Source organism: Erwinia sp. QL-Z3 (assembly GCF_004551645.1).
GTDB classification, from domain to species: Bacteria; Pseudomonadota; Gammaproteobacteria; order Enterobacterales; family Enterobacteriaceae; genus Erwinia; species Erwinia billingiae.
On sequence record NZ_CP037950.1, the window covers coordinates 3,334,746 to 3,357,785 of the forward strand.

Annotated in this window: 24 protein-coding genes and 4 pseudogenes; 15 read left to right on the plus strand and 13 right to left on the minus strand. The window is 47.4% G+C overall.

All coding sequences use genetic code 11. The features are described from left to right. The first annotated feature begins 520 nt into the window (after positions 1 to 520). Complete coding sequence (gene aqpZ / locus E2F51_RS16160) at positions 521 to 1,216, plus strand: aquaporin Z (RefSeq protein ID WP_134823948.1); 696 nt, start codon at positions 521 to 523, stop codon at positions 1,214 to 1,216. 143 nt (positions 1,217 to 1,359) lie between these two features. Here the strand turns inward: aqpZ and E2F51_RS16165 are convergent, their stop codons facing one another. Continuing rightward, positions 1,360 to 1,842: a hypothetical protein gene (locus E2F51_RS16165; protein WP_013201797.1), complete on the minus strand. Its 483-nt coding sequence runs from the start codon at positions 1,840 to 1,842 to the stop codon at positions 1,360 to 1,362. Further along, positions 1,839 to 2,696 carry a winged helix-turn-helix domain-containing protein gene (locus E2F51_RS16170; RefSeq protein ID WP_134823949.1) on the minus strand — a complete coding sequence of 286 codons (858 nt, stop codon included), beginning with the start codon at positions 2,694 to 2,696 and terminating at the stop codon, positions 1,839 to 1,841. Before E2F51_RS16170 ends, E2F51_RS16165 begins: the two co-directional genes overlap by 4 nt. A gap of 282 nt (positions 2,697 to 2,978) precedes the next feature. On the opposite strand from E2F51_RS16170, the gene E2F51_RS16175 reads away from it, so the two are divergent. The 8 genes from E2F51_RS16175 (at position 2,979) to E2F51_RS16210 (ending at position 7,545) form a co-directional block, all read left to right on the plus strand. After that, positions 2,979 to 3,197: a TraR/DksA C4-type zinc finger protein gene (locus E2F51_RS16175; protein ID WP_134823950.1), complete on the plus strand. Its 219-nt coding sequence runs from the start codon at positions 2,979 to 2,981 to the stop codon at positions 3,195 to 3,197. 720 nt (positions 3,198 to 3,917) lie between these two features. Continuing rightward, a complete protein-coding gene (locus E2F51_RS16180) occupies positions 3,918 to 4,388 on the plus strand; it encodes a hypothetical protein (RefSeq protein WP_134823951.1) in 471 nt (156 codons plus the stop codon). An 89-nt stretch (positions 4,389 to 4,477) separates the two neighbouring features. Further along, the gene (mdtJ, locus tag E2F51_RS16185; RefSeq protein ID WP_245174122.1) at positions 4,478 to 4,831 is read left to right on the plus strand and encodes a multidrug/spermidine efflux SMR transporter subunit MdtJ; all 354 of its coding nucleotides are present in this window, start codon (positions 4,478 to 4,480) and stop codon (positions 4,829 to 4,831) included. Then, on the plus strand, positions 4,818 to 5,147 hold the full coding sequence (mdtI, locus tag E2F51_RS16190; protein ID WP_134823952.1) for a multidrug/spermidine efflux SMR transporter subunit MdtI: 330 nt from the start codon (positions 4,818 to 4,820) through the stop codon (positions 5,145 to 5,147). Before mdtJ ends, mdtI begins: the two co-directional genes overlap by 14 nt. Positions 5,148 to 5,184: 37 nt before the next feature. Further along, entirely contained in the window at positions 5,185 to 5,754 is a 570-nt protein-coding gene (locus tag E2F51_RS16195; RefSeq protein WP_134823953.1) for a LuxR C-terminal-related transcriptional regulator, read from the plus strand. 12 nt (positions 5,755 to 5,766) lie between these two features. Beyond that, positions 5,767 to 6,099 (plus strand): SMR family transporter, encoded by a 333-nt coding sequence (locus tag E2F51_RS16200; protein WP_209215564.1) that lies wholly within the window; start codon positions 5,767 to 5,769, stop codon positions 6,097 to 6,099. A 239-nt stretch (positions 6,100 to 6,338) separates the two neighbouring features. Further along, entirely contained in the window at positions 6,339 to 7,052 is a 714-nt protein-coding gene (locus E2F51_RS16205) for a winged helix-turn-helix domain-containing protein (RefSeq protein WP_167738405.1), read from the plus strand. Next, entirely contained in the window at positions 7,042 to 7,545 is a 504-nt protein-coding gene (locus E2F51_RS16210) for a FidL-like protein (protein ID WP_134823955.1), read from the plus strand. Before E2F51_RS16205 ends, E2F51_RS16210 begins: the two co-directional genes overlap by 11 nt. A gap of 130 nt (positions 7,546 to 7,675) precedes the next feature. Here E2F51_RS16210 and E2F51_RS24315 read toward each other — a convergent pair whose 3' ends face one another. Continuing rightward, a complete protein-coding gene (locus E2F51_RS24315; protein ID WP_371732188.1) occupies positions 7,676 to 7,828 on the minus strand; it encodes a DUF333 domain-containing protein in 153 nt (50 codons plus the stop codon). Between the two features lie 401 nt (positions 7,829 to 8,229). On the opposite strand from E2F51_RS24315, the gene E2F51_RS16220 reads away from it, so the two are divergent. From E2F51_RS16220 to E2F51_RS16240, 5 genes are all read left to right on the plus strand, one after another. Next, positions 8,230 to 8,427, plus strand: coding sequence for a hypothetical protein (locus tag E2F51_RS16220; RefSeq protein WP_134823957.1), 198 nt, complete (start codon positions 8,230 to 8,232; stop codon positions 8,425 to 8,427). Positions 8,428 to 8,495: 68 nt separating this feature from the next. Then, entirely contained in the window at positions 8,496 to 9,728 is a 1,233-nt protein-coding gene (locus E2F51_RS16225; protein ID WP_134823958.1) for an HlyD family secretion protein, read from the plus strand. Next, on the plus strand, positions 9,715 to 11,817 hold the full coding sequence (locus E2F51_RS16230; RefSeq protein WP_134823959.1) for a peptidase domain-containing ABC transporter: 2,103 nt from the start codon (positions 9,715 to 9,717) through the stop codon (positions 11,815 to 11,817). Before E2F51_RS16225 ends, E2F51_RS16230 begins: the two co-directional genes overlap by 14 nt. Next, positions 11,814 to 12,815 carry a hypothetical protein gene (locus tag E2F51_RS16235; protein ID WP_134823960.1) on the plus strand — a complete coding sequence of 334 codons (1,002 nt, stop codon included), beginning with the start codon at positions 11,814 to 11,816 and terminating at the stop codon, positions 12,813 to 12,815. The genes E2F51_RS16230 and E2F51_RS16235 overlap by 4 nt, the downstream gene beginning before the upstream one ends. Positions 12,816 to 12,873: 58 nt before the next feature. After that, the gene (locus tag E2F51_RS16240; protein ID WP_167738406.1) at positions 12,874 to 14,202 is read left to right on the plus strand and encodes a TolC family protein; all 1,329 of its coding nucleotides are present in this window, start codon (positions 12,874 to 12,876) and stop codon (positions 14,200 to 14,202) included. Positions 14,203 to 14,337: 135 nt separating this feature from the next. Here E2F51_RS16240 and E2F51_RS16245 read toward each other — a convergent pair whose 3' ends face one another. Next, complete coding sequence (locus E2F51_RS16245) at positions 14,338 to 15,471, minus strand: glutathione-independent formaldehyde dehydrogenase (RefSeq protein WP_134823962.1); 1,134 nt, start codon at positions 15,469 to 15,471, stop codon at positions 14,338 to 14,340. A 385-nt stretch (positions 15,472 to 15,856) separates the two neighbouring features. Between E2F51_RS16245 and E2F51_RS16250 the strand changes: the two genes are divergently transcribed. Further along, positions 15,857 to 16,360 (plus strand): DUF2569 family protein, encoded by a 504-nt coding sequence (locus tag E2F51_RS16250; RefSeq protein WP_134823963.1) that lies wholly within the window; start codon positions 15,857 to 15,859, stop codon positions 16,358 to 16,360. Between the two features lie 149 nt (positions 16,361 to 16,509). Here the strand turns inward: E2F51_RS16250 and E2F51_RS24075 are convergent. From E2F51_RS24075 to E2F51_RS23865, 9 genes and pseudogenes are all read right to left on the minus strand, one after another. Then, positions 16,510 to 17,350 (minus strand): annotated as a pseudogene (locus E2F51_RS24075) (hemagglutinin); the annotation flags it as partial. A 49-nt stretch (positions 17,351 to 17,399) separates the two neighbouring features. Beyond that, positions 17,400 to 17,771 carry a hypothetical protein gene (locus E2F51_RS16255; protein WP_245174123.1) on the minus strand — a complete coding sequence of 124 codons (372 nt, stop codon included), beginning with the start codon at positions 17,769 to 17,771 and terminating at the stop codon, positions 17,400 to 17,402. A gap of 13 nt (positions 17,772 to 17,784) precedes the next feature. Further along, a pseudogene (locus tag E2F51_RS16260) lies at positions 17,785 to 18,891 on the minus strand (VENN motif pre-toxin domain-containing protein); the annotation flags it as partial. Between the two features lie 16 nt (positions 18,892 to 18,907). Beyond that, complete coding sequence (locus tag E2F51_RS16265) at positions 18,908 to 19,162, minus strand: hypothetical protein (RefSeq protein WP_134823966.1); 255 nt, start codon at positions 19,160 to 19,162, stop codon at positions 18,908 to 18,910. A gap of 278 nt (positions 19,163 to 19,440) precedes the next feature. Further along, positions 19,441 to 19,734 carry a hypothetical protein gene (locus tag E2F51_RS24080; protein WP_245174207.1) on the minus strand — a complete coding sequence of 98 codons (294 nt, stop codon included), beginning with the start codon at positions 19,732 to 19,734 and terminating at the stop codon, positions 19,441 to 19,443. A gap of 44 nt (positions 19,735 to 19,778) precedes the next feature. Beyond that, a pseudogene (locus tag E2F51_RS24085) lies at positions 19,779 to 19,937 on the minus strand (hypothetical protein); the annotation flags it as partial. A gap of 145 nt (positions 19,938 to 20,082) precedes the next feature. Further along, on the minus strand, positions 20,083 to 20,448 hold the full coding sequence (gene cdiI / locus E2F51_RS16280) for a ribonuclease toxin immunity protein CdiI (RefSeq protein WP_167738407.1): 366 nt from the start codon (positions 20,446 to 20,448) through the stop codon (positions 20,083 to 20,085). A gap of 8 nt (positions 20,449 to 20,456) precedes the next feature. Then, complete coding sequence (locus tag E2F51_RS24090; RefSeq protein ID WP_371732189.1) at positions 20,457 to 20,921, minus strand: CdiA family toxin C-terminal domain-containing protein; 465 nt, start codon at positions 20,919 to 20,921, stop codon at positions 20,457 to 20,459. Further along, positions 20,910 to 22,991, minus strand: a pseudogene (locus E2F51_RS23865) (hemagglutinin repeat-containing protein); the annotation flags it as partial. The gene E2F51_RS24090 and the pseudogene E2F51_RS23865, both read right to left, overlap by 12 nt. Between the last annotated feature and the right edge of the window lie 49 nt (positions 22,992 to 23,040).

Genomic DNA, 23,040 nt, shown 5'->3' on the forward strand with positions numbered 1-23,040 from the left:
GGCAGTGACCCTCACCGGTTTCGCTATTAGCGGGTGAGGACACGACAGAGACATAATGTCGTAAGCGGCAGCAGGGCGAATATTCTAACGCCTGCTGCCGGGGTTATTGTCTGGTGAAGAGTCAATTCATCAGGCAATATCCATCCTCGCCTGAAAATACATCTCATAAAACTCTCATGTTTCACTTCAGATCGTTATAAACGCTGTTCATCTTTGCGGGTGAGGCATTTTTGTGTGTAAAATAAATCGAATTATATCATGTGATTAGCGGTGTAACTGCTTTGTAATGCGTCAGGCTGACTGGCTTCCTATTTCCTGCCGGCCAAATGATAACTTTATGAGTTGAACAGAATAACTCAGCCCGTAAACTGCCCCTAAGAAAAGTGACGTTAATTTATTCAAACCATTCGGATGATTTTATTCTCACTATGACGTCTCATTCCCTTCATTAATTCCCGATGTGCAAAGATCCTCAAATGTCTTTGCGCATTACACTCCACTTAACGTTTCAGGTGACGGTATGTTTAAGAAATTATCCGCAGAGTTTATCGGTACATTTGTATTGGTGTTTGGCGGTTGTGGTAGCGCCATTTTTGCCGCCGGTTTTCCGGGATTAGGCATCGGCTTTGCCGGTGTGGCGCTGGCGTTTGGCCTGACGGTATTGGTGATGGCCTTTGCGGTCGGCCATATTTCTGGCGGGCACTTTAACCCGGCGGTGACGCTGGGCCTGTTCGCCGGTGGCCGTGTCGCCGCCCGCGACGTGGTGCCGTATATCCTTGCGCAGGTTCTGGGTGGGATCGCTGGCGCCGCCGTGTTGTATGTGATTGCCAGTGGCCATGCCGGTTTTGATGCCACCGCCAGCGGTTTTGCGTCTAACGGTTACGGCGAGCATTCACCGGGTGGTTACAGCCTGATGGCGGCGATGGTGTGTGAAGGCGTGCTGACCGCAATCTTCCTGATTGTGATCCACGGTGCAACCGACAAGCGTGCGCCGGCCGGATTCGCGCCGATTGCCATCGGTCTGTCGCTGACGCTGATACACTTAATCAGCATTCCGGTCACCAACACCTCGGTCAACCCGGCGCGCAGTACCGCAGTGGCGATATTCCAGGGCACCTGGGCAATGGACCAGCTGTGGATGTTCTGGTTAATGCCAATTATCGGCGGTGTTATCGGTGGTCTGGTTTACCGTTTTGTTCTGGCATCGAAAGACTGAATATTCAGCCTGATTAATAAAACTGCTGTAGGGAATGCCCGCCAATCGCGTTAACCGATCGGCGGGCATTTTTTTGTTGGTGTTCATGGAGCCGGATGTGATGGCGAGGGGGCCAAAACAAAGAGTGGCCGGGCGGGCAAAAGTTAGTATTCCGAACAAATCATATAAGGCGTCGGGGTGGTGGTGAAAATCCACACGCCCGGCCGGATCTGCTTTATTCTGACGTGATGCGTCCCGACATTCCTGCTGAAGTAAAAGTCAGAGAGGAATTTTCGCAGCACCTGCTGATCGCCGTCATTCACTTCCATTACGCCGTTGGGTTTTTCCGTAAAGGTAAACTCGCCATCCTGTTGCGTGTAAAGAAACTCCTTTTTCAGATCGATGTCAGATTTTTTGACCCCATCCTTAAAGTAAGTCCCGTTCATGGTGATATAGCCATCGCCATGGTTCAGGTTGTAGTTAATCGACAGGCTGAGCATTTCATCGCCTGAATGGGTATTGAAATTAGCGGTGCAGAAGAAGACATCGTTTGCACGGACCTGCTCTTTACCCAGCGAATAACCGGCAAAGCCAAACAGCAGGATCACCACCGACATCAGGACGGTGCGTAGGTTAATTTTCTTCATTGTTGTTGACCGTTTTCGCTATAGAAGTCGGAGGTGCAGAGCGGAGTTTTATCGCTGCCTGACGCGGTAAGTTCTTTTGAACAACGTAATATCGACACCTCTTCAGACGGTGGGTAATTAGTGATGTACCACCATTTCTGCGTTCCGCATTCGACATTCTTATCGGCAATGAATTTGGTGAAGAATGCGTCGTCTCTTGACGAGTAATTCCTGAACACCTGGCAGTCTTTAACGTTGCCCAACGGTGAAAAGTCCGGCGCAATATAGGCAGGGATAGTATCGTTGCCCAGATAACGCGTCGCAGCCGTGGTAATCAAAAACGCCATACAACAGGCGATGCCGAATAAAACAGCCTGAAGCCTGCGATTGGTTTTACCGGCAGCGGGCGCTGCAGGGACTGAGGTGTCCGGGATTGAAGGGGGATCTTCTAAAGCTGATGGAAGGACCGGGGAGGGCGCCGGGATTATCTCCTCTTCAGCCTGGCTGAGTGGGGTGTTATCTTCATTCTCATAAATAAACTCAACCGGAAAACCGGCCGGTATCATAAATCCCCGCTTGGGCACCGTTCTTATCATCTCACTGGAAACACCCATCGATTCCAGCGCCTTACGCAGTATCGACATGTTCTGATAAACCGTATTCGGAGAAACCATCATTCCCCTTGCCTCCCAGGCGAAGGAAAGCAGATCGCTATGAGAAACAATCTCGCCTTTATGCTGCAGCAAACTTAACAGGCACAGGCTGGCAGGAATGGCTAAAGCAACCTGATTCTCACTGTCTCCGGCCTTATAAAGAGAGTGCGTGATCGGGGAATACACCACGTTACCCTCAAGCTGAATGGTTTTAATGCCCATAGTTTATCGACCCAACCTGGTTGAAATTTCAGTAAAAAATCAAAGTATCACAGAATTTTAAGCGCCACTAATGATGCCGCTTCACTTTTTCCTCAGGCTTTTCTCATGCATCTTAAGCGGCTGAGGTATCAATGGTTTAATGGTAATCAGAACTGATAAGACAGTAGGGTAAACAGGCTGAAACCGACTTAAGATACTTCATAACAGCATGAGTTGCCGCATATCCCCGACCAACCCGATAATAGGGCAAACGTTCAAATAAGACTAACGAGGGGGGCTCCTGTGGCCGACTTAGCTGATGAGGCTGAAAAATGCATTACGCTGGCGCAGCGTAACGAAATTATCTCAATCCGGATAATGCTGACACAAACAGGTCAGGAAAGTTGTCAGGATTGCGGAGAGACTATTTCAGATGAACGGCGTCGAATTATCCCCAGCGCAGTGACCTGTTATACCTGCCAGGATATTCGCGAATTACGAGAGAAAACCCTCTTTAAATGAATTGGCTAACGCTGACGCCAACTTATTAACGGTTTCATCTACCGACCCTGTCATCAGGCGCTGGGGGATCGCAACACCTTTCACCATGGTATTGAGTAATTTCAGTATGAATAAGACAACCGCACTGCTTTTTGTAGGGGTGATGATCATTAGTTATTTCATTGCCAATTGCCCAAATCCGCTGGGTGAACCCGCAGACGATGGCTACGCCCAAAAGGCCTTCTCCGACGCCCCACCTGAGATACTCACCCTAACCCCTTCTCTAAACGTTTAATCGCTTTTAACGGTCGCTTTTATTCTCAGACTCTTAGAATTTGGGGGAAATCTGCCTCTTTTTGTATTGCGAATAAAGCCTTTTTATCGCCTAAATATTCCCCTCTTTTGAAACGCCAATCTCATTTATCGGTATGAAGATATAATTTATTTTTCATATGCAGAGTATTAATCTATAGAAGCGATAATTTTCGATATATATGGCCTGCCTAGGATTTTTCCGTGAGAATGCACCCCATCGACGAAACCTCTTGCTAAGCGGGTTTCACAGAATTCCGATAAACAAACCGTAAAATTTCGCATAGAAGCCTTTAGCGGAAATTACACGGCGAATAACAACTCCAAAATTTCTGAATGGGGAGGCGGAGACCAGGCGTTTTCATTATTCCCTAAGGTTGGGTGCACTAACCAAAGTGCTGGCTGGATAGTGGGGTCTACGCAAGTCGCATGGCTGTGGCGCGTACCAGAAGGGAATCAAGGTTGCTATGGTATCAGCTCGGTCGACCGGCCTGTGAGAGATGGGTTGTTACGCGGATTACACCTCAATTGACGGGTAAGAGCAGTTTCAATCTTTCAAGTTCAGGCAATTTCACCGTCTATCTGACCTGTGAGTATGAAAGCGGAACAGGGTGTGCCATAAGCAGCGACAAAACGGGGGAGCTGGTTCCCGTGAAAACCTTCTTAACGTTGCCCGTCAATATTACAGACGTTCAATCAGGTACTACGATGGTTCGCCAGGAACTGTATACCGGATTTGATACCAGCAAAAATATTTTTTACACCGATACGTTTGCCAGAGGAGTCAAAGGAAGCATTGATTTCAATGTAGACAAACGGGACGTGGGCAACATGCTAAAAAACGCGCCTGATACCTATTGCGGTAGCGTGGCGGTGATATTTAACCCGAAACTTTATTGATAGTTCAATAGCATTCTGCCTGTCAAACGGCAGCATAAATCAAAATCAACTCAATTATCAGGAGGGGAGTTTACGTCCCAATATAAAATATGATTATTTACTGGGTTTATTTAGGTCTTGCAATCGCAACAGAGGTTATTGGCACGCTTTCGATGAAGTGGTCAAGCGTCAATGATAACAACATTGGTTTTATTTTTATGTTAGTGATGATTGCCACATCCTATGTGTTGTTATCCTTTTCCGTAAAGAAGGTCGCCCTCGGGGTTGCCTATGCGCTATGGGAAGGGATCGGCATTGTGATTATTACGGCATTGAGCGTGCGATTATTTGATGAATCACTGACCTTAATGAAAGTCGCCGGTCTGACCCTGTTGATTATCGGCATTGCGTTGATTAAATCAGGAACCAAGCTTAAAAAAGGAGTGAGTGATGCAACAATTTGAATGGATCCATGCGGGCTGGTTAATTGTTGCCGTGTTGCTTGAAGTTGTCGCTAACATTTGGCTGAAATATTCGGATGGTTTCAGAAAAAGAAAATATGGCCTTTTGTCACTTGCCGCGGTGCTATGCGCATTTGCTTCACTTGCGCAAGCGGTGAAAGGGATTGAGCTTTCCGTAGCTTATGCGGTGTGGGGAGGATTTGGCATCATCGCAACCATTATCGCCGGTGGTGTGTTATTTAATCAGCGGTTAAATCGAAAGGGCTGGACTGGCGTGCTGTTTATCCTCTCCGGCATGGTGCTGATCAAACTTTCGTGAGAAAAATGGATTTTTTAGATCGACAGGACATGGAAATATGCTATATAAAATCATGATTATAGACAGCAATGAGTATTTTAAGGCTGGACTGAAAGCGATTATCAGAAATTACTTTCTAAAGACACGCCATGATGTGATGTTTATCAAAATGGAAAACGCGCATCCTCTTGCAGATATTATATTTTGGGCGCCTAATGTTTCGTGGGATGAAATACCCATCGATCTGGCCTACGACAAGAGAATAATATTGATTGGCAATAAACAAAAACATGGGTATTTCCGGGGGAAAGTCTATCGGGATGCACCTTGTTCCGTATTGCACGATATTCTTTTCAATATTATCCGGATGCGCATCTGTTCGCTTCATCGAGAATTTGTTTCTGACAAGCTGTCAATACAGCAGAATCTGGTGCTATATTATTTTTCATTAGGCGAAAAACCGTTAGATATCGCGAACTATATGAATATAAGTGAAAAAACCGTTAGTCAGCATAAGCGCAAGGCGATGACGGTATTGAAATTGTGCAAAAATACCGATCTGAACCAGTGGCTACTGGCAAGGTTAGCATATTGTAACGAGCACCATATCGATTTCAGTAATTATTAATGACAGGTTATGATTAAAACGTATATGTTTTTGGGTATTGCAATCATTGCTGAAGTCATTGCGACAAGCAGCTTAAAAAGCTCGGAAAGTTTTACCCGCTTATGGCCAACCGTGCTTTGCGTGCTGGGCTATGCGGTGGCCTTTTTCTTTTTATCATTGACATTGAAGGTCTTGCCCACCGGCATTGCTTATGCCATTTGGTCAGGGGTTGGCATCGTATTGATATCGGTCACCAGCTATCTCTTGTATGGCCAGAAACTGGACGCCGCCGGGATCGCGGGATTGACCCTCATTATTGCTGGGGTTTTAGTAGTGAATCTTTTTTCAAAATCAATCACGCATTAAAGAAGGAAAGCCGCAAAGGAAAAGGGGAAGCGTTTCATTTTTTACTTAACCCAGGCTGGCAGCGGAGAAAGATGAAACTGTGCTGAGTGTTTACCTAACTACCGGAATTAACTGTACTTGTTTATTGTTGTCAACTACACTTACCTGACATTTTTAATTATTTCCTTAATGGTCTAAAAATGCAATACACCATCAATAATACAATAAAGTATAATACGTATGAGGGTTCGTTAACATTAGTGTCGACCAATGACACGTTAACCTTGCCATTGCCCGCCCGAAGATTAATTGAATTGATTTTAGAATCTGAAGGGGAAATATTAACCCGCGACTTTTTGTTCGTCGAAGTATGGGATAAATATGGTCTGAGAAGTTCCAACAGCAACCTGAATCAGTATATGAGTATCCTCAGGAGGAGCCTGGTGAGGTTGGGATGTGATAACTTTATTGTCACGCTACCGACGGTGGGCATCAGACTGAGTGAAAATGTGCTCATTACGAAAGAAGACGTGCCAGGGATTCCGCACATTATCAACTCAGAGGATGTCAGTGAACTGGGAAAGTCGTTTTCCTTTTCAAGAAAAAAGATTCTGTCTGTGCTGTTATTGATGCTGGTCATCATCAGCGGCGGTTTAATTTACAAATACCTGTATACGGATAGTTTAGATCCTACCGCTCAGGTTGTGAAGATGGAAGGTGGATGTGAACTTACTATGCTTAAAACCTTTAATGACAGTGAAGTTGCCAATGTGAAGAAGCAAGTGGGAATAATCATGAAGAAAAATCAACTGAGCTGTCAGACCGGTAAACGCGTCTATTTCGACAATTATGCCTCTTCATCCTTACAAACTTACGGGCGCACAATGCTGTCGTACTGCAGTATTGGTAATAATGGTTATAACATATCTTGTGAAAATGTTTATTATCTGGACTGGAGTGGTGATGAAAAGTAAAAGAACGGTCCTTTTTATTACTGTGAGTCTTGTAGTGATTGTTGCCGTGGCGATGACCGCTTTTATCGGGCATTGGGTCGTCTGGCGGGAGAGAATCGTTCCCTTTAAATGCACGTTCTTCACCCATTATGATTTTGGAAAAAATCAAAGTGACCTGACGTTTTCCGTCACCCAGGATATGCGGTTTTATTCGAAAGAATCCGGCTATGTGATTTTTAATGGCAAAGTTACCATCAACGGTGAAACCAAAAAGTTGAACCGGAGCCTGTTGCTGTCGGACGGCGTATTTTTACAAGGAAAAACCATCAGCTATCATATCAAAGACATGAAAAAATCAATACTGGATGATACCCCCGATAACGTGTTTAAAATGTTGTTAGGCGAGTACACCTTTAATCCTGAGACTTTCCAGATTGACATTTTCCCTCTGGATAAAAAAAGTTACATTGTTGGTGGTCCTTATTCGTTTACCAGTTCCTGTATCCGCTATTAATCATTTAAGCAGGCGTTTATTGTCCCTACAGTTTGTCTGTCGCGTTACAAATGAAGTTATGCCTATCTATTCTCAGAACGGGTCATCATCTGGCGACGATGACCGACCCGTTTAAACAGAGTTTTTGAAATCAGTTCTGTTTATGCTCCCTTCTGTATAAATCCCATTCATCGATATGTTCACCGTCCGCTAACGTACAATACCCTTTTTTTCCTGCGTCAGACTCGCTGGTACTTAACTTACCACCGACGTGGAGACAATAGACTGCAGCCGGATTCGCCATATTCAGCGAGGGAGAAGGTTTACCTTCCTCAGTGGTGCAGGCAGCGAGGGTCACACACCCTAACAATATAACAATAGGCTTCACTGTTTTTCCTTTAAGTAAACTAAAATATGTCAATATTTTAGCATGTCGACAAAGATTATCCACTTTGGTTTTTTTGAAGGTGTTGTGATATTTTTAAAATTTTTTCATAAAACTGTTAAATTCATAGATTTTAAATATAAATATCATTCCGATGGTAGAATAAAAATCTAATTAAGGGTTTTTTTTCCATAAATATTGTTGCCGCCAGATTAACAAGGCAGCATGACGTTGTGATATATATTGCCGAGGCTGCAATGAGTATAGCTGCGATTTTATATAACACCTGGTTTCTACTTTAACTTTATTTATGGAGAAATATGATGCTGAACAAAACAGCAATGAGTGCTGAACACTGTAAGGAAGTGCGCGGTGGTTGGGGGAGTGGAGGGGGCGGCGGCGCTATTGGTGGGATCGGTGGCGCCGGTATTGGCGCAATTATGGGTATTCCGGGAGCTGCTGTAGGCGCACTGGTTGGCAGTGCTGCTGGTGTAGCGATTGAGAAAAGTGCTTCTTAATCTCGCCTGATATTTTATTCGTCATCAATAAGAGGTGGGGTAAACCCCACCTCTGATATTAAGCTATTATGTCAAATCAATTTAATCAGTGTTTTACGCGTGCTCCTATCAGTCTTAATTTTTTTTGCGGTGTCATTGCGCTTATGACAGCTATTTTTATGTTGTTATTGCTGAATGGCCGTTATGGTAAACAAGAAGACGTTAAGGGTTTGATCCGCAGCGAGTCATTTTACCGGCTAACGGCAGAAAAACCCGGAAATGTTTCTGCAATCTACGTTAATGAAGGCGACAGCGTTAATCCGGGAGATGCCATTTTTAGCGTGGCTTTACTGTGGCAAAATACCAAAGACCATAATGGTGTTGGTAATATGGCCGAGGAGACAACCAAGCGGTTGAATGAGACGTTAGTGGAATTCGAGACTGAACGAAAAAATCAGTCTGAAAATCATGACCAACTTCTCATTCAAAAAGAAAGTTATTTTAACGAGTTGACACAATCTATTGCCATTGCCGAAAACGCAATCAAAGACTATTACGATAAAAAACGTCTTTATGCCACTCAGTTACGCGATTTAACGCGATTATACAAAGACAACGCTATTACTAAGACGGAAGTGGAAAACACCAGGCAGCTGATCATTGAAAATGAGCTGGGTGTGAAAAAAAGTGAGGTTGAAAAGTCTGGACTGTTGCAAACTAAAATAGAAAAAGAGATTCATTACGCCAGGCTTGAGCAAGAGTCCTTACAACGTAAAAATGACATCAGCCGTAAAATCAGGGAAATCGGTAGCGAGTTAAATAATATCCGCATGCGACAGGAATATATTGTCACTTCACCCATAAAAGGGATTGTCCATGATATGGGGATATTGAAAGGGGACTTCATTGATGGACGCACCCTGACGCCATCAGTGATCCTGAAAGAAAACAGCGCTGCAGAACCCGTTGTAGTCCTGCAACTGAGCAGTAAACAAATCGGCCTGATAAGCCCTGGCGAGAAGGTCTTCGTACGTGTTGATACTTTCCCCTATGAAAGCTATGGCGTTTTGGCCGCAAAGGTCATCAATATTTCTACTACACCGACCCGGGTCAGTGTGGATGATAAAGAATCCTGGTTCCGGGTGAAACTGAATATTCTGGCTAATGACAAACATAATAAAATCCCGATGGAATTTCTCGCGGACGGCATGACCGTCAGTGCCTCATTACGTCAGCCAAAGCAAACGTTAATTGAGTGGTTATTCCTTCCTGTGAAACAAGCCCTCAAACGTAATCCGGATTATATCCATGCTGAAAAATAATGTACGAGATGTCCTACAGGATGAGTGCGCAGAATGCGGTCTGGCCTGTGTCAGTTATATCAGCGCAATGTTTAATAAGACGCTGCAGTTGCAGACCCTCCGTAACCAGTATGAGGTCACTCTTGAGGGGCTTTCATTTTTTCATCTGATAAAGATTTTTTCCGAGCATCAGATGATTGCCACCGGCGTTCAGGTCGCCGCAGACAGCCTGCGTGAGCTGCAAACGCCGGCAATTTTACTGTGGGATAACTGCCATTTTGTGGTGCTTAAAAAAACCAGCAAAACAAAAATCGAAGTCATGGATCCTGCCATCGGCAGCCGTTCCTTCACCTGGCGGGAAGTAGAGAAGTTTTACTCAGGCGTTGCGCTTGAAGTCATACCCGATAACAGCTTCGTGGCCGATACGAAAGGGCAGCGCAGGGAAAATTCCGCAGACAATGGCCATTTTTTCAGCGCCAGTGCTTTCAGAAAAGGACTTAAGAGTTGGAAAAGCTATCTGATCCCGCTGGCGGTGCTGGCGGTGATCATTCAGCTGACCCATATTGCCATTCCTAAGTTTATTTCTTTAGTCTTCGATGAAGTCTTGTCAAAAAACGACGATGATTTACTGTTTCTGTTGCTGTACATCTTCGGTTTTGTCTATCTGCTGCAGGCGATTGCAAGCTATCTGAAAATCGCCCAAGCCCAGCGATTAAGAAGGATGTTAAGCCTGAATGAAGGGCACCGGATAGTCAGCGATCTTCTCAACATGGAGTTGAAATATTTCGGTAAACGAATGGCATCGGATATTTTACGTAAAATTAAATCCGTTGATGTTTTCCACATTATCTATACCAATGGTTGGATAGATATTTTCATACAGTCATTTTTTGCCGGTTTATTTGTGGTGCTGCTGTTTTTCATCAACACCCATCTGGCCATGCTCACCCTTGCGGTGACCTCCATAATGATCCTCGTTAGAGTGTTAATGCTGCCAGAAATGCTCTCCCGCCAATATGCTTCTCTCGATGCCGAAGTCCGCAGAGATAATGTATTGCTGGAGTCGGTAGATAATATCGATGTGATTAAGATCAATCACAATGAACATCACAGGATCCTGGCATGGTCCGAGCATCATTCAGAGCTGGAATACAATCGCTCCGCAATTGAAAGAACGCAGTCGCTGATTGAATTAATGGTGACGACCCTTTCGCATGTTCAGACCTTACTGATTATCGGCCTGGGATCGTTAAGCGTACTGCAGGGTGAGACAACGGCGGGGCAGTTACTGACTTTTATATTCTATAAAAATTGTCTGATTAATAATATTCAGTCAATTGTCGAAAGTCATGTCAATATCCGGGTGTGTTCCGTTGAGGTTAAACGCTTACAGGAAATACTACCGTCTGATAAAACGGCTGCGATATCGTTCAAGTCTTCGGTCAAAGAGATAACTGAACCGGTGCGAAAAGTGAGTTTCCGCGATATCAGCTTTGCCTACAGTAATCTTGACGATAATTTCATAAAAAACGTCAATTTTGATATTCACGAAGGTGAGAAACTCGTCATCACCGGGCCCTCGGGCTGCGGTAAAACCACCTTAATGAATATGTTATCGGGCCTGCTCAAACCCACGGCAGGTGAGATTCTGATTAATGATATTTCACTGGCCAGGTTTGGACTCAATCCCTTCCAGCAACAGATCTCATTGGTGAGTCCTAATGGGAAGTTAATCAAAGGTAACGTGATGGATAATATTATTTTTGAATCCGATCGCTATGATATGACGTTACTGGAGAACTGCATCGAACAGGCAGATTTTGCCGAGGTTATCAGAAGTTTGAAATCCGGTTTGAATACTTCGCTCGGCGCTAACGGTACCAGGCTCTCATCCGGCCAACTGCAACGACTAATGATTGCCCGAGCCTTGTACCGAAAGCCGCAGCTCTTGCTGCTGGATGAACCCACTTCACATCTTGATGATGAATCGCGTCACAAAATCATTGCGCTTATTCGCCGCCTGCCCGTCGCCTGCGTGGTTGTCAGTCATGATGCTGCCTTAATCGACAGTATTGAACAGCGGGTGGTTCTGCGGGGAGAGGCCAGATGATATCGGGCATCAATGCGAGGCCAGGCCTGCTGCACAGGCGTGTTTTGCTGGCAATGGTTGCCAGGGCAATGGCGGTGGTAGCGACATGGCGATCCTTATCCACCGCATTGTTATTGATAAACATGGTTTCTGTTTTATTCAGAAGGACGCTTTCTGAATACTATTCAGTCAAGACGGCCATGCAGTTATCTGCAAAGGTTACCGGTAGGCAAGAGCTATGGTCTGGAAGGCAGCTTATTTTAACCAAGCTAATTTCCCGTTACCTCTCACTGTTCATGTTTTCACATGACTGGAAAACGGTTTCGGCTTTGCTGGAGAAGGTTTGTCATCTGTCCGATCCGAATCTGACACAGGCGAAATTGTTGCTCTGTACGCATACCGGAGATTACTGGCTGACAATATTAACTCTGGCCAGACAATACCAGGGCATGGATTACGATTTTCTGGTGCCGATATTTGAAGAGATTACCGAAGAAAATGCGCGAAACTATAACCTGATCGCCATACCCGGCGTACGCGTATCCTTTATCAATATCAACGCGCCAGGCGCGTTGATTAAGATCGCGCGTTATTTGCGGGAGCCGAATAAGGTGGTGGCTGTTTTCTATGATCTGCCCTGTTATGTGGCCGGGAATTTAACCGGAGCGGTCGAGCCGGTGACGTTTTTTAATAAAAAAGGCCATATGACCACGGGGATTATTAAACTCGCCATAAAACGAGCGGTGTGTATGAAACTTGTCTCTAACCGCTATAACGTGGCTTCCCGAAAATTCACGGTGACAACCGCAGCGGTTATCGGTAGGCAACAGCAAGAAATAAACCATGAAATGGTCGGTTTTCTTGAACGCTATGTCAGGGAAACCCCATGGCAATGGCATTTCATTTCAACCCTTGACACCTATTACCATTTTCCACTGATCGCCCTTCACAGGAAAAACGAAAAAGAGATGCGCCATTTTACTGTGTTAAACAACAAATACCGTCGCAGCTATGACTAAATTATTCTCATTCAGGACCCTGTTTATCACCACGACATTAAGCCTGAGCGGGTGTTCTTTGGCGCCTGAATATCAGCGTCCTGACAGCGTGGCCGATCCCGTGGTTGAGCTGAAAGCCGCGCAGAGCAGCGGCCGTTACCGCTTTCAGGATCTCTACCGGGACGATCCGGCCTTGCTGGCTATTTTGGAAAATGCGCTCATCAATAACTTTGATCTTCAGCTGGCCATGGCTCGCGTTGAAAGCACCCGAGCGCAAAAGTTGAGTTCGCTGTTTGACCTGATTCCCAGCCTGAATTACACCGCGAGTAAAACAATCTCGATGAATTCGGTCAGTTCGCCGCTCACTAATCAGACGCTTAAACAGAGATCTGAACAATATCAGGGGCGAATGGGCGTTGACTCCTGGGAGGTCGATCTGTGGGGCAAAAAGCGCAATAAGATCGCCTCAATGAATAGCAGTGAAGAAAGTCATCGTAGCCTGGTCGCCAATGTGCAGATGACGTTGATGTCTGATTTAGCCACAGCCTGGTATGAAGCGCATTCAATGATTCAGGTATGGCATATCTTGCAGATTAAAAAGATCGAGATGCAGCGTATTGAAGAAAAGCTGATGCGCATTAATCAGCAGGGCAGGTTAGAGCCAATCGTTTTAACCAAGTTTCTGCGAGGTAAAGGCACTGACGAAAGCACCACGCATAATCTTGAAGTGGAGATTCTGGCGAGAATACATCAGCTTGAATATTTATCCGGCACGGTTTCACCGGCACTGAACGCCGATAACTGGCAAACGATTGTGAGTTACAACGAGGCGCCTCAACTTATGCAGGCGATCCGCTCCGACATTATCCTTAACCGACCTGACGTCATTGCTGCCGAATGGCAGATTAAGGCGGCCAACGGCAATATTGGTTCCGCTCGTGCTGCATTGCTTCCCGGCGTCAGCCTGTTTGCTAATGCATGGCGCACCTCCAGTTCGCTGGACGGAATAGTGGACAGCTATCGTGATAACTGGACGCTGACACCCTCGATGATGATACCGGTGTTCGACCTGCCTAAACATTATGCCAGCCTTAAATATGCTGAAACCCAACAGAAGATGGCGATCATCGATTACCGCAACACCATTGCTCAGGCATTGAAGGAGATTAAAGATGCCACCGATGCCCTACGCCTGTCTCAGGGGAGTCTCGCCGTAGTGCGTGAGGAGCTAAAGGCTCAGTCCGTTAACTTCGACAACAATAAACGCCGTTATGAAGCAGGGTATCAGGATTTATATACGCATTATGAAGCGTTGGATATTTACTCTGGCGTGCAAATCGAGCTTGAAAGTAAAAGACAGCTGGTCATCCTTAACAGCGTTGCCCTGCTTAAGTCTCTGGGAGGCTGAAGCCCAAAGCAGCATTTTCACCTGCAACATTTTGCGGTTTTTTTGCGCCATGCTCACCCTTGCGCAGGCAACAGCGTCATCAAAGCCGAATGCAGCCTTGCCCGCCAGGTGTTTTCCCCTGCCGGGCAACGGGGCTTAAGGCTTAAGGATAACCTTCGTCCATCCTTCATCCCGGTCGTCAAAGTGCTTATAACCGGCAGCCGCTTCATCAAGCGAAAGGCGATGTGAAATGATCTCGCCCGGTTTGGCTTTACCATGATGGATCAGGCGCGCCAGCTGACGGTTATAGGCTTTGACGTTCGCCTGGCCCGTACGGATTGCCTGTCCTTTGAACCAGAAACTGCCGAAATCAAAGGGCATTTTACCCTGTTTGGCCAGCTCGGATTCAGCCCCCGGATCCTGAGGAATAAACACGCCGACCACGCCGATCCCCCCGGTGGCTTTCGTCGAGGCAACCAGACTGTTCATGGTAGCCGAATTGTCTTCGTGGCCATGTTTATCACAGCACTGATAGCCGACACATTCACAGCCACAATCGGTACCGCGCCCATCGGTCAGGTCGAAAATTTTTTGCACGGCCTCATCGCCCGTCGCATTGATTCCCGTGGCGCCCAATTTTTCTGCCAGCGCCAGCCGGTCTTTATGTGTATCCACCACAAATACCTGGGACGCGCCTTTGATGATCGCCGAATGCGCCGCCATCAATCCGACCGGTCCCGCGCCATAAATCGCCACGCTTTCGCCGGGCTTCACGCCGGCAAGCTCGGTTGCGTGCCAGCCGGTGGGGAAGATGTCTGAGAGCATCACATAGTCATCTTCTTTTTCTGCCGCGTCTGGCGGTAGCACCAGGCAGTTAAAATCGGCAAAAGGCACCCGCAGCAACTCGGCCTGACCGCCTTCCCACGGACCCATTTCCGCAAAACCATAGGCTGCACCCGCCGTGCCGGGGTTGGTGGTGAGGCAAAAGCCGGTCAGGCCTTTTTCACAGTTTTCGCAAAAACCGCAGCCGACGTTAAACGGCAGGCACACATAGTCGCCCACCTTGATACGCTCAACGCCTGAGCCAATTTCGACCACCTCTCCGAGGTTTTCATGACCCAGAATGCGCCCCTGTTCAAAGCTGGTTCGCCCTTCATACATATGTAGGTCTGAACCGCAAATATTGGTGGTGGTGATGCGAACGAGGACATCCGTGGGACGAACAATTTTTGCGTCCGGGACATCTTTCACCTGAACATCATAAGGACCGTTATAGATAACTGCTTTCATCGTCTTCTCCTGAGTGCGTCCGGCATTGACTGCAACCCGACAGATTTGGATATCAGACAAGTTTAGCGTAGTGACAGGATCGCAACGGGAGGGAGGTGGATCGGGATGTTTCTTGATCGGTCTTCTTTCGCGCTTTGCTCACCCTTGCAGGCGACGACGTCGTTAAAGCCGGGAGACAGCGAAATATCACATAGTCTAATAATGATTCTGAAGGGATTGATATTAGCTTGAGGCGGATTAATAATCCCTACAGCAATTCATTATTCTTTTTAACGCATGTTTTTCGAACGAAAAGTCGATATTGTATCCAGTTGTATCCAGTTGTATCCGTAAGACAGATGGCATAGTATAATGAAAATTATCAAGGATTTTATAAGGTCTAACTATGGAATGGGGTTGCACAAAGTGTGGAGTAGAAATCTCCCCAGACAGGGAGTTTTGCGATGAATGCGAAGCAAAACAGTTCAGAAAAATTGGTGGATTCCTATATTTACCTCTCATTGGATTAATTGTTGCCGCTGCTTCTTATCTTTTTGCACTAACAGATGCATTAAAGGTTATTTCGGTTAACTATTGGCAACTTAATACCGATGCAAGGGTTTTTTTCATAATTTCAATTGCTATTTATATTTTGCAATTATTTTTTTCGATTTTGGTCATTTCGTTTTTCTTGAAAAAGAAAAAGTCTTTACCTAAGCTCTACATTTTATATTTGATATCAACAGTTTCGACAATGACATTAAATGCCTACATGCTGTATGTATTAATTCCGGGCGTCAATATTGGATACAATGAACTGGTTCCTATTTTCAGAAATGTGATCTCGGCCCTTATTTGGATCCCGTATTTCATTACATCGGTTCGTGTAAAACGAACATTTACGCGATGAAATGAGAAAGATGCCTTTAATATGAGTAACAGCGTCAATGCAACCGGGACGCCGGTTAATGTGCGGGTGATGAACGGTTGTCTGATGCTGACGGCGGAAGTACCGCCACCGCCACCGGAGCCGGAGGTGATGCTGGCCATACCCATCGCTTCTCCAACCGCAGCACCTGCCGCTCCCACTGCTGCATTCTCGCCCTTTGCCAATGCCAGCGCCGCATTGATTGCCGCGTGCGCCATTAGGTTAGCAGCCTGATTGTCTTCTCCAACTGTGTTTTTAACCACAGTTGCCAGATAAGGCGCAGAAGCCCCTGCCAGTGCTTTAGTTATGTCTCCACCCGCGAGCCCCTGTACCGCCGCTGTTGCAGCCTGGATAGCCTGCTGAACTTTACCGCCGGTGCCGAACCCGCTTTCGGTAAACGCCTTATTATAAAAGTTCTGGTACGCCTGGCCGCTGATATCGTCTGCCGTTGGCTCTTTGCCCGGATTGGCTTTGCGCCAGTCTGACTCTGCCGTGTTCAGCTGCTCCGGCGAGACGTCCTTCATCTTGTCTTTCGCTGCTTTTGAGGCCTCTATCTCGCCCTGCGTCCGTGCAATATCACCCACCTGATTGCCAATCTGGCCAATCAGCTGCGCCTCTTTAAGCCGGTTCTGCTCTTTCTCTTTATCGAAGATTTGCCCCAGGCCCGGATTGGCGTTCTCCACGTCGCGGCTCAGGTCGGCCACGTCCTGTTTCTGCGCGTGCTGGTCGCGAATAACAATCGTGCCATCCGATACCGCTGCTTTGGTGGTGCTGTCCGCGCTGCCCGAGTTGTTCGCGCCGGTCAGCAGGCCGTTAGCCATGTTCCCGGCAAACTGGCTGCCGATGCTGCCGCCGGTGCTGATGCCCACGCTCTGGTACTCGGTCTTAAACGCCGCGCTGTTGTGGATGTCACTGAAGCCCAGCGTGCCGGTGTCGATCCGCCGTCGAGCCAATAACCGCACCGTTGAGCTGAGGTGTGAGCGGGGGGATAAAAAATCCCGGCCTGGCCGGGATTTGTGTATTAATTCAGAAGATCCGTTGATACGTTGCCTGTATCAAAGAACTCTTTGAATAGCATGATAATAAGATTGAAGTCTTTTGTAAGCTGACGCTTAGGCCAACGATCACCAAGTATCACCTTTTCGACATCAGGTTTAGAAGGATCCCAATAAGTTCTTACCTGATATTCCTCTTCGAAGATTTCACCTAATGTCATTAGGTAATAACCACTTTCAGTTCTGACCTGTAGCATTTCCGCCCCTTTATCTACACTGGTCAGCATATCAAGGGTAAGAGAACCTTCTTTTCCCTGAAGTTGTTCCAACTGGATTAATATTTCGCCCCAGCTTGAGATCTGCTTATTCCCGCCATTTCCATCCAACGTCCAACTCATTTTGAAATTCATTTTAATCCCTAACCTTGAGAGATTTCATTCCTGGCTGCCAATAGAGAACGGATCCTGTTGCCTCTTCATAGATCGTTAAAGATTTTAGTCCCGCTTTATCAGCCATAGCTGCAATGTCACCGCGACAATAACCACATACAGGTTCTTTAGATACACTCATGGTCATATAACGTCCTTGAGACATACCCTTTTCAAAAGCTTGCTGGATGACACCCACCTCAGCATGAGCTGTTGCCATGTTTCCATTAGGAAGAGGCTTGGTTTGCTTATCTATTTTAGCCTGAATTCGCCCGTCAATCAGTGTTGGCTTATTCACATATGCCAAGTTGGAAGGCCTTGCTCCCTGATTGGTATCAGTGAATTTTGCTCCATCAACATTACCTTTCGCCACGACCTTAAGATTAGCATCAACAACTTTGCTGAGCTGTTTAGCGGCCGCTGAGCCTAGCACTGGCGTCACCGAAGCGACAATGATATCCATTCCCTGCTTCGTTTCCGCATAACTTTGTGCCGTTTGTCGATCCACACCCAGCACATCCATTGCGTATTGCGTCAGTGCATCTTTCACCTGCTGCTGATTCTGCACATCAACGCTGGTGATATTCAGTAGGTTCACTATCTGACCGTAAGAGTCAGCATACATATCACTGATTTTATTATTGTACTGGCCGGTTTCGTATTCTACTTTGGCCGCTATAACTTCCAGTCTGGCTCCGGCACAGGCCGAACTTCCTGCATTGCCATTTCCACAGGCTTCAATCACCTTCTGATCGCGGCTGATATCCTTCTCGCGCAGATCGTTGATCTGCTGCTGCGCCTGCTCACGCTCTGCCGGGTCTTTACTGTTCTGGAGTTTCTGCTTCGCTATCTCAAGTTCAGTCTTCTCCGAAACGTGCAGATAATTATTCTCAACAGCATTTTTACCTGCCTGCGCCCCGGCAACCGCATCCGCCGTGCTGTCACCCACAACGCCGCCCGCAAGTCCTGCTGCCAGTGTCCCCAGCGCGCTTATCGTCTGGCGCTGCTCTTCCGTCAGGTCTTTACGGTCAACGCCCGGATACATCTGCTGGGCAATGTATTCACCCATTACCGAGCCGGAGGCTCCGGCTCCTCTTTCCTGAAAATTAAAATCCTTTAACTTTGAATGCCCGCAACAGAACTAATCCAATCCCTAATATTGCTCCTCCGCCCCCCCCGATTTTAATTCCTAGGAAAACTTCATTCCATGTCAATTCAAACTCATCAGTTAAAATCCACAAAATGATTGAAAAACATAATTTCACTAATAACCCCGCGATTATTACTGACAGTAAACAGCCAAAAAAGATGTAAAGGCTAAGAGCTAATTCTTTTTTTAAATTATAGCTACGGATCCTCATTTTTTTACCTTATCAATAATTTTTTGAGCTTCATAACCGGCATATTCAGAACTGGAGGAACCACTGACGTTTCCTATTGCCCCCGGAATCTTACTTGGTAACACCTCTTTTGATATATCCAGTGCCCCTTGATCTCTGTGTATTTCAGTAGTTCTGGATTGAACTTCGGATCCCAACCTCCAGTAATCAACTTACCTGCAGCGTTTGCAATTGGTTTGAAAATCAGATTGCCAGCGCCATACCCTACGCCGGCAAGGGCAGATACAGATGCTTGCCGATCATTCCATGAACATATGCTCGGCCATCGTGTGCCGCCCGTAGAGCTGCAACACCCGGCCACAGCTCTGTGGATCGTAACTCTCTGACCAGTCGCCACCGGCACCACCAGACTGCGCGCTCGACGCCAGCCACCCCTGCGCGCCCTCGTTATCCAACAGGTTAGGGTGAAAGAAGTCGGTGACCTGGTGTGGCAGGGCCTGTCCGTCTTCGTCCAGATCGGTGAGGATCTGACGGGCCACAGTGGCGAAGAAGCGGGGCGCACATAGGTAGTACCGTTCAGTTGCCGCAGCCACAGGATCCCTTGTAGGAACCTCAGCCGTTCGGTATGCAGCAGCCAGTCCAGCACCGAACCGCCCGCATCGCAGCCGAAGCAGTGGTACAGGTTTTTATCCGCGCTGATGACGCGTAGGAACCACAGCCGGAACTGCCCGCAGAGCCGGAGGTGGTGACCACGCTGAAGTGGGCCTACAAGAAACTCTCTGACCGTAAGTAGCATGAGATAGCTGCGTTTATTTAACTGTTTGCCACCCAGTAGAAGCGGCCACGCAAGATCTCGGAAGGAACGGGGGAGTGGCGATCTGTTTCAGGTAACTCGCTGGTTATAAAGTAAAATCCCAGCCTTAATGGCTGGGATCTGCTATTCAAGAAGGGATCTTAGCCAGTAATTCGTTAACTTTATCTGTATCTTCAAGATGCAGCTTAAGATATTTTTCACAGGCTAAACGGACATATTGATAACAGGTTTCTTCGCTGACAATGACTGTCTCCGCTTCAGAAGGCGGATAACCTACAGCAAATTCTACACCCTCAAAATGTTCGCTTTCATCGTGGCTATTCATGTCGGGGAAATTGCAATAGGCACCATCTTTATTTAAAGAACCTCCATTTGAAAATAATTCAAGAGCTTCAATAAAATTATCATCCTCGTACATTCTGTCAAAATAGGACGCAACAATTAAATTGATCCCGCCATCTACATCTTGTTGAGTAAATAATTCTTTTATCATGGATCACCTCAATTAGGATGGAAGTTACGAACTGTTCCAGTCGTTTTATCTACGTAAATTCTAAAATTAACACCATCCACGGTTACATTTACCTGACCACTCTTACTCGACATTGCCTCATTGAATCCCTTGGCAGCAGCCTGTTGCCCAAGATCTAAGATTTTCTGATCGGTGAATACATTAGGATCATAGATGGTTTTAGTCTCAACGGTAGTTTTATATTCACCAGTAAGACTTCCATCCCGATTCTTGGTTGGAACCAGATATTTCACTTCAGTAATACCCTTCACGGTTGTAGGTCTTTCACTGACTACTTTCACATTATATTCTTTCGCTGACTCATAAAATGCATTAGCATTATGACCGCCCGAGATCCCATTTTTCTGTGTAAAACTATCGACGGTTGCCAAATGTTTTGGCTGATCAATTTTGAAATTGATTCCCGATGGATAAACTACAACCTTTTCAGCCAATGTACTGAGTTTACTGACAGCCGCGACACCCAAAACTGGCGTCATCGAAGCGGCAACCGTCTTCATCCCGTCATAGGTTTCGATGTAATTTTCAGCTGTCACCTTATCAACACCAAGTTGAACCATTGCATAGTTCACCATCGCATCTTTCACCTGCTGCTGATTCTGGGCATCAACGCTGGTGATATTCAGCAGGTTTAATATCTGGCCGTAAGCGTCCGGATACATCTCGCTGACTTTGTTATTGTATTGCCCGGTTTCATACTCAGCTTTGGCTGAGTAAGCCTCCAGTCTAGCTGAAACACAACCACTACTGGCAGCTTTACCGTTACCACAGGCTTCAATCACCTTCTGATCGCGGCTGATATCCTTCTCGCGCAGATCGTTGATCTGCTGCTGCGCCTGCTCACGCTCTGCCGGGTCTTTACTGTTCTGGAGTTTCTGCTTCGCTATCTCAAGTTCAGTCTTCTCCGAAACGTGCAGATAATTATTCTCAACAGCATTTTTACCTGCCTGTGCCCCGGCAACCGCATCCGCTGTGCTGTCACCAACAACGCCACCGGCAAGTCCTGCCGCCAGTGTCCCCAGCGCGCTTATCGTCTGGCGCTGCTCTTCCGTCAGGTCTTTACGGTCAACGCCCGGATACATCTGCTGGGCTATGTATTCACCCATTACCGTGCCGGAGGCTCCTGCTAATGCGCTGTTGCCCGCAGCCCAGGAAGTTACTGCACCAACCACGGCATGAGCCATCAGGTTGGCTTGTGTGTTCACCACATCCTTGCCGTCAGGGCCTTTTGTTGTGGTCATGTTATGAATTTGCTCAGCGAGGTAAGGCGCCGCCGCGCCGCTGACGGCCTGAGCGATATTCCCACCCGCCAGACCCTGCACCGCCGCAGTCGCCGCCTGGATACCCTGCTGGATGGCGCTGCCGGTTCCCCATTGCTGTTGGGCCGTTTTATAGCCGGAGGTTTCCATCAGAGCTTTATTCCAGGCGGCACGTTCTTCCTTCGTGGCATTCTCACCTGGTTCTTTAACGCCTTTTGCAGCCAGCTCTGCCTTACCGGCTTTTGTGGCTTCAATCTGGCCCTGCGTCCGTGCAATATCACCTACCTGATTGCCAATCTGGCCAATCAGCTGCGCTTCCTTCAGCCGGTTTTGCTCTTTCTCTTTATCAAAGATTTGCCCCAGACCCGGATTGGCGTTCTCCACGTCGCGGCTCAGGTCGGCCACGTCCTGTTTCTGCGCGTGCTGGTCGCGAATAACAATCGTGCCATCCGATACCGCTGCTTTGGTGGTGCTGTCCGCGCTGCCCGAATTGTTAACCCCGGTCAGCAGGCCGTTGGCCATGTTCCCGGCAAACTGGTTGCCGATGCTGCCGCCGGTGCTGATGCCCACGCTCTGGTGCTGAACCTTATATTCAGCCTCGTTTTTTATGTCGCTCCAGCCCAGCGTGCCGGTATCCAGCCTGTTTTTATCCGCATCCGCCGTCGAACCAAAAACCGCGCCGTTCAGCTGCGTATGCTCACCCACCGTGATATCGAAGCCGCCTTTGCCCGCCAGCAGTCCGGTCTGCTCCTGCACCGACTGATAGTCGCTGTGCATCTTATCCGTGCTCATGTTGATGCTGGCCGAGCCGGACATCGAGCCAAAGTTAAAGCTGGCACCCGCGCTGGTATTTTTCTGCTGCGCGTCGTAGGTCGCGCTGTCCTGTTCACTGGTCAGCGTCAGGTTGCGACCGACATCCGCTTTAATGGATTCGCCGCTCACCTGTGCGCCGGTCAGGGTAGTATCGCGTCCGCTGACCAGCGTCACGCGATTACCGGCCGTAACCTGCGTTTCATTGTGGGCAAGGCTGTCGCTGTTCTCGTGCCCGCTGCCTTTGTTGATGCTCGCAGAGACGTTGATGCCCCAGCCGCCAGAACCCGCACCGATGCCCACGCCCACCGAGCCGCCGCTGGACGAGTTGGTGCCGCGTGAGCGTTCAGTGTTCTGGCTGGAGGTCAGGTTGATGTCGCGGCTGGCGTTCAGCAGCGCGTCATTGCCGGCCCAACGCGAGCTGTTGGCGATGATGGAAGTGACGGCAAAGCCGAAGAAGCGCAGCGCTGGCTGACGCCAGACG

Coding starts and splice junctions, on each gene's coding strand:
- aqpZ (WP_134823948.1), top strand. CDS start 521: ATGTTTAAGAAATTATCCGCAGAGTTTATCGGTACATTTGTATTGGTG.
- E2F51_RS16165 (WP_013201797.1), bottom strand. CDS start 1,842: ATGAAGAAAATTAACCTACGCACCGTCCTGATGTCGGTGGTGATCCTG.
- E2F51_RS16170 (WP_134823949.1), bottom strand. CDS start 2,696: ATGGGCATTAAAACCATTCAGCTTGAGGGTAACGTGGTGTATTCCCCG.
- E2F51_RS16180 (WP_134823951.1), top strand. CDS start 3,918: ATGGCTGTGGCGCGTACCAGAAGGGAATCAAGGTTGCTATGGTATCAG.
- mdtJ (WP_245174122.1), top strand. CDS start 4,478: ATGATTATTTACTGGGTTTATTTAGGTCTTGCAATCGCAACAGAGGTT.
- mdtI (WP_134823952.1), top strand. CDS start 4,818: ATGCAACAATTTGAATGGATCCATGCGGGCTGGTTAATTGTTGCCGTG.
- E2F51_RS16195 (WP_134823953.1), top strand. CDS start 5,185: ATGCTATATAAAATCATGATTATAGACAGCAATGAGTATTTTAAGGCT.
- E2F51_RS16210 (WP_134823955.1), top strand. CDS start 7,042: ATGAAAAGTAAAAGAACGGTCCTTTTTATTACTGTGAGTCTTGTAGTG.
- E2F51_RS24315 (WP_371732188.1), bottom strand. CDS start 7,828: ATGGCGAATCCGGCTGCAGTCTATTGTCTCCACGTCGGTGGTAAGTTA.
- E2F51_RS16220 (WP_134823957.1), top strand. CDS start 8,230: ATGATGCTGAACAAAACAGCAATGAGTGCTGAACACTGTAAGGAAGTG.
- E2F51_RS16225 (WP_134823958.1), top strand. CDS start 8,496: ATGTCAAATCAATTTAATCAGTGTTTTACGCGTGCTCCTATCAGTCTT.
- E2F51_RS16230 (WP_134823959.1), top strand. CDS start 9,715: ATGCTGAAAAATAATGTACGAGATGTCCTACAGGATGAGTGCGCAGAA.
- E2F51_RS16235 (WP_134823960.1), top strand. CDS start 11,814: ATGATATCGGGCATCAATGCGAGGCCAGGCCTGCTGCACAGGCGTGTT.
- E2F51_RS16245 (WP_134823962.1), bottom strand. CDS start 15,471: ATGAAAGCAGTTATCTATAACGGTCCTTATGATGTTCAGGTGAAAGAT.
- E2F51_RS16250 (WP_134823963.1), top strand. CDS start 15,857: ATGGAATGGGGTTGCACAAAGTGTGGAGTAGAAATCTCCCCAGACAGG.
- E2F51_RS16255 (WP_245174123.1), bottom strand. CDS start 17,771: ATGAGTTGGACGTTGGATGGAAATGGCGGGAATAAGCAGATCTCAAGC.
- E2F51_RS16265 (WP_134823966.1), bottom strand. CDS start 19,162: ATGAGGATCCGTAGCTATAATTTAAAAAAAGAATTAGCTCTTAGCCTT.
- cdiI (WP_167738407.1), bottom strand. CDS start 20,448: ATGATAAAAGAATTATTTACTCAACAAGATGTAGATGGCGGGATCAAT.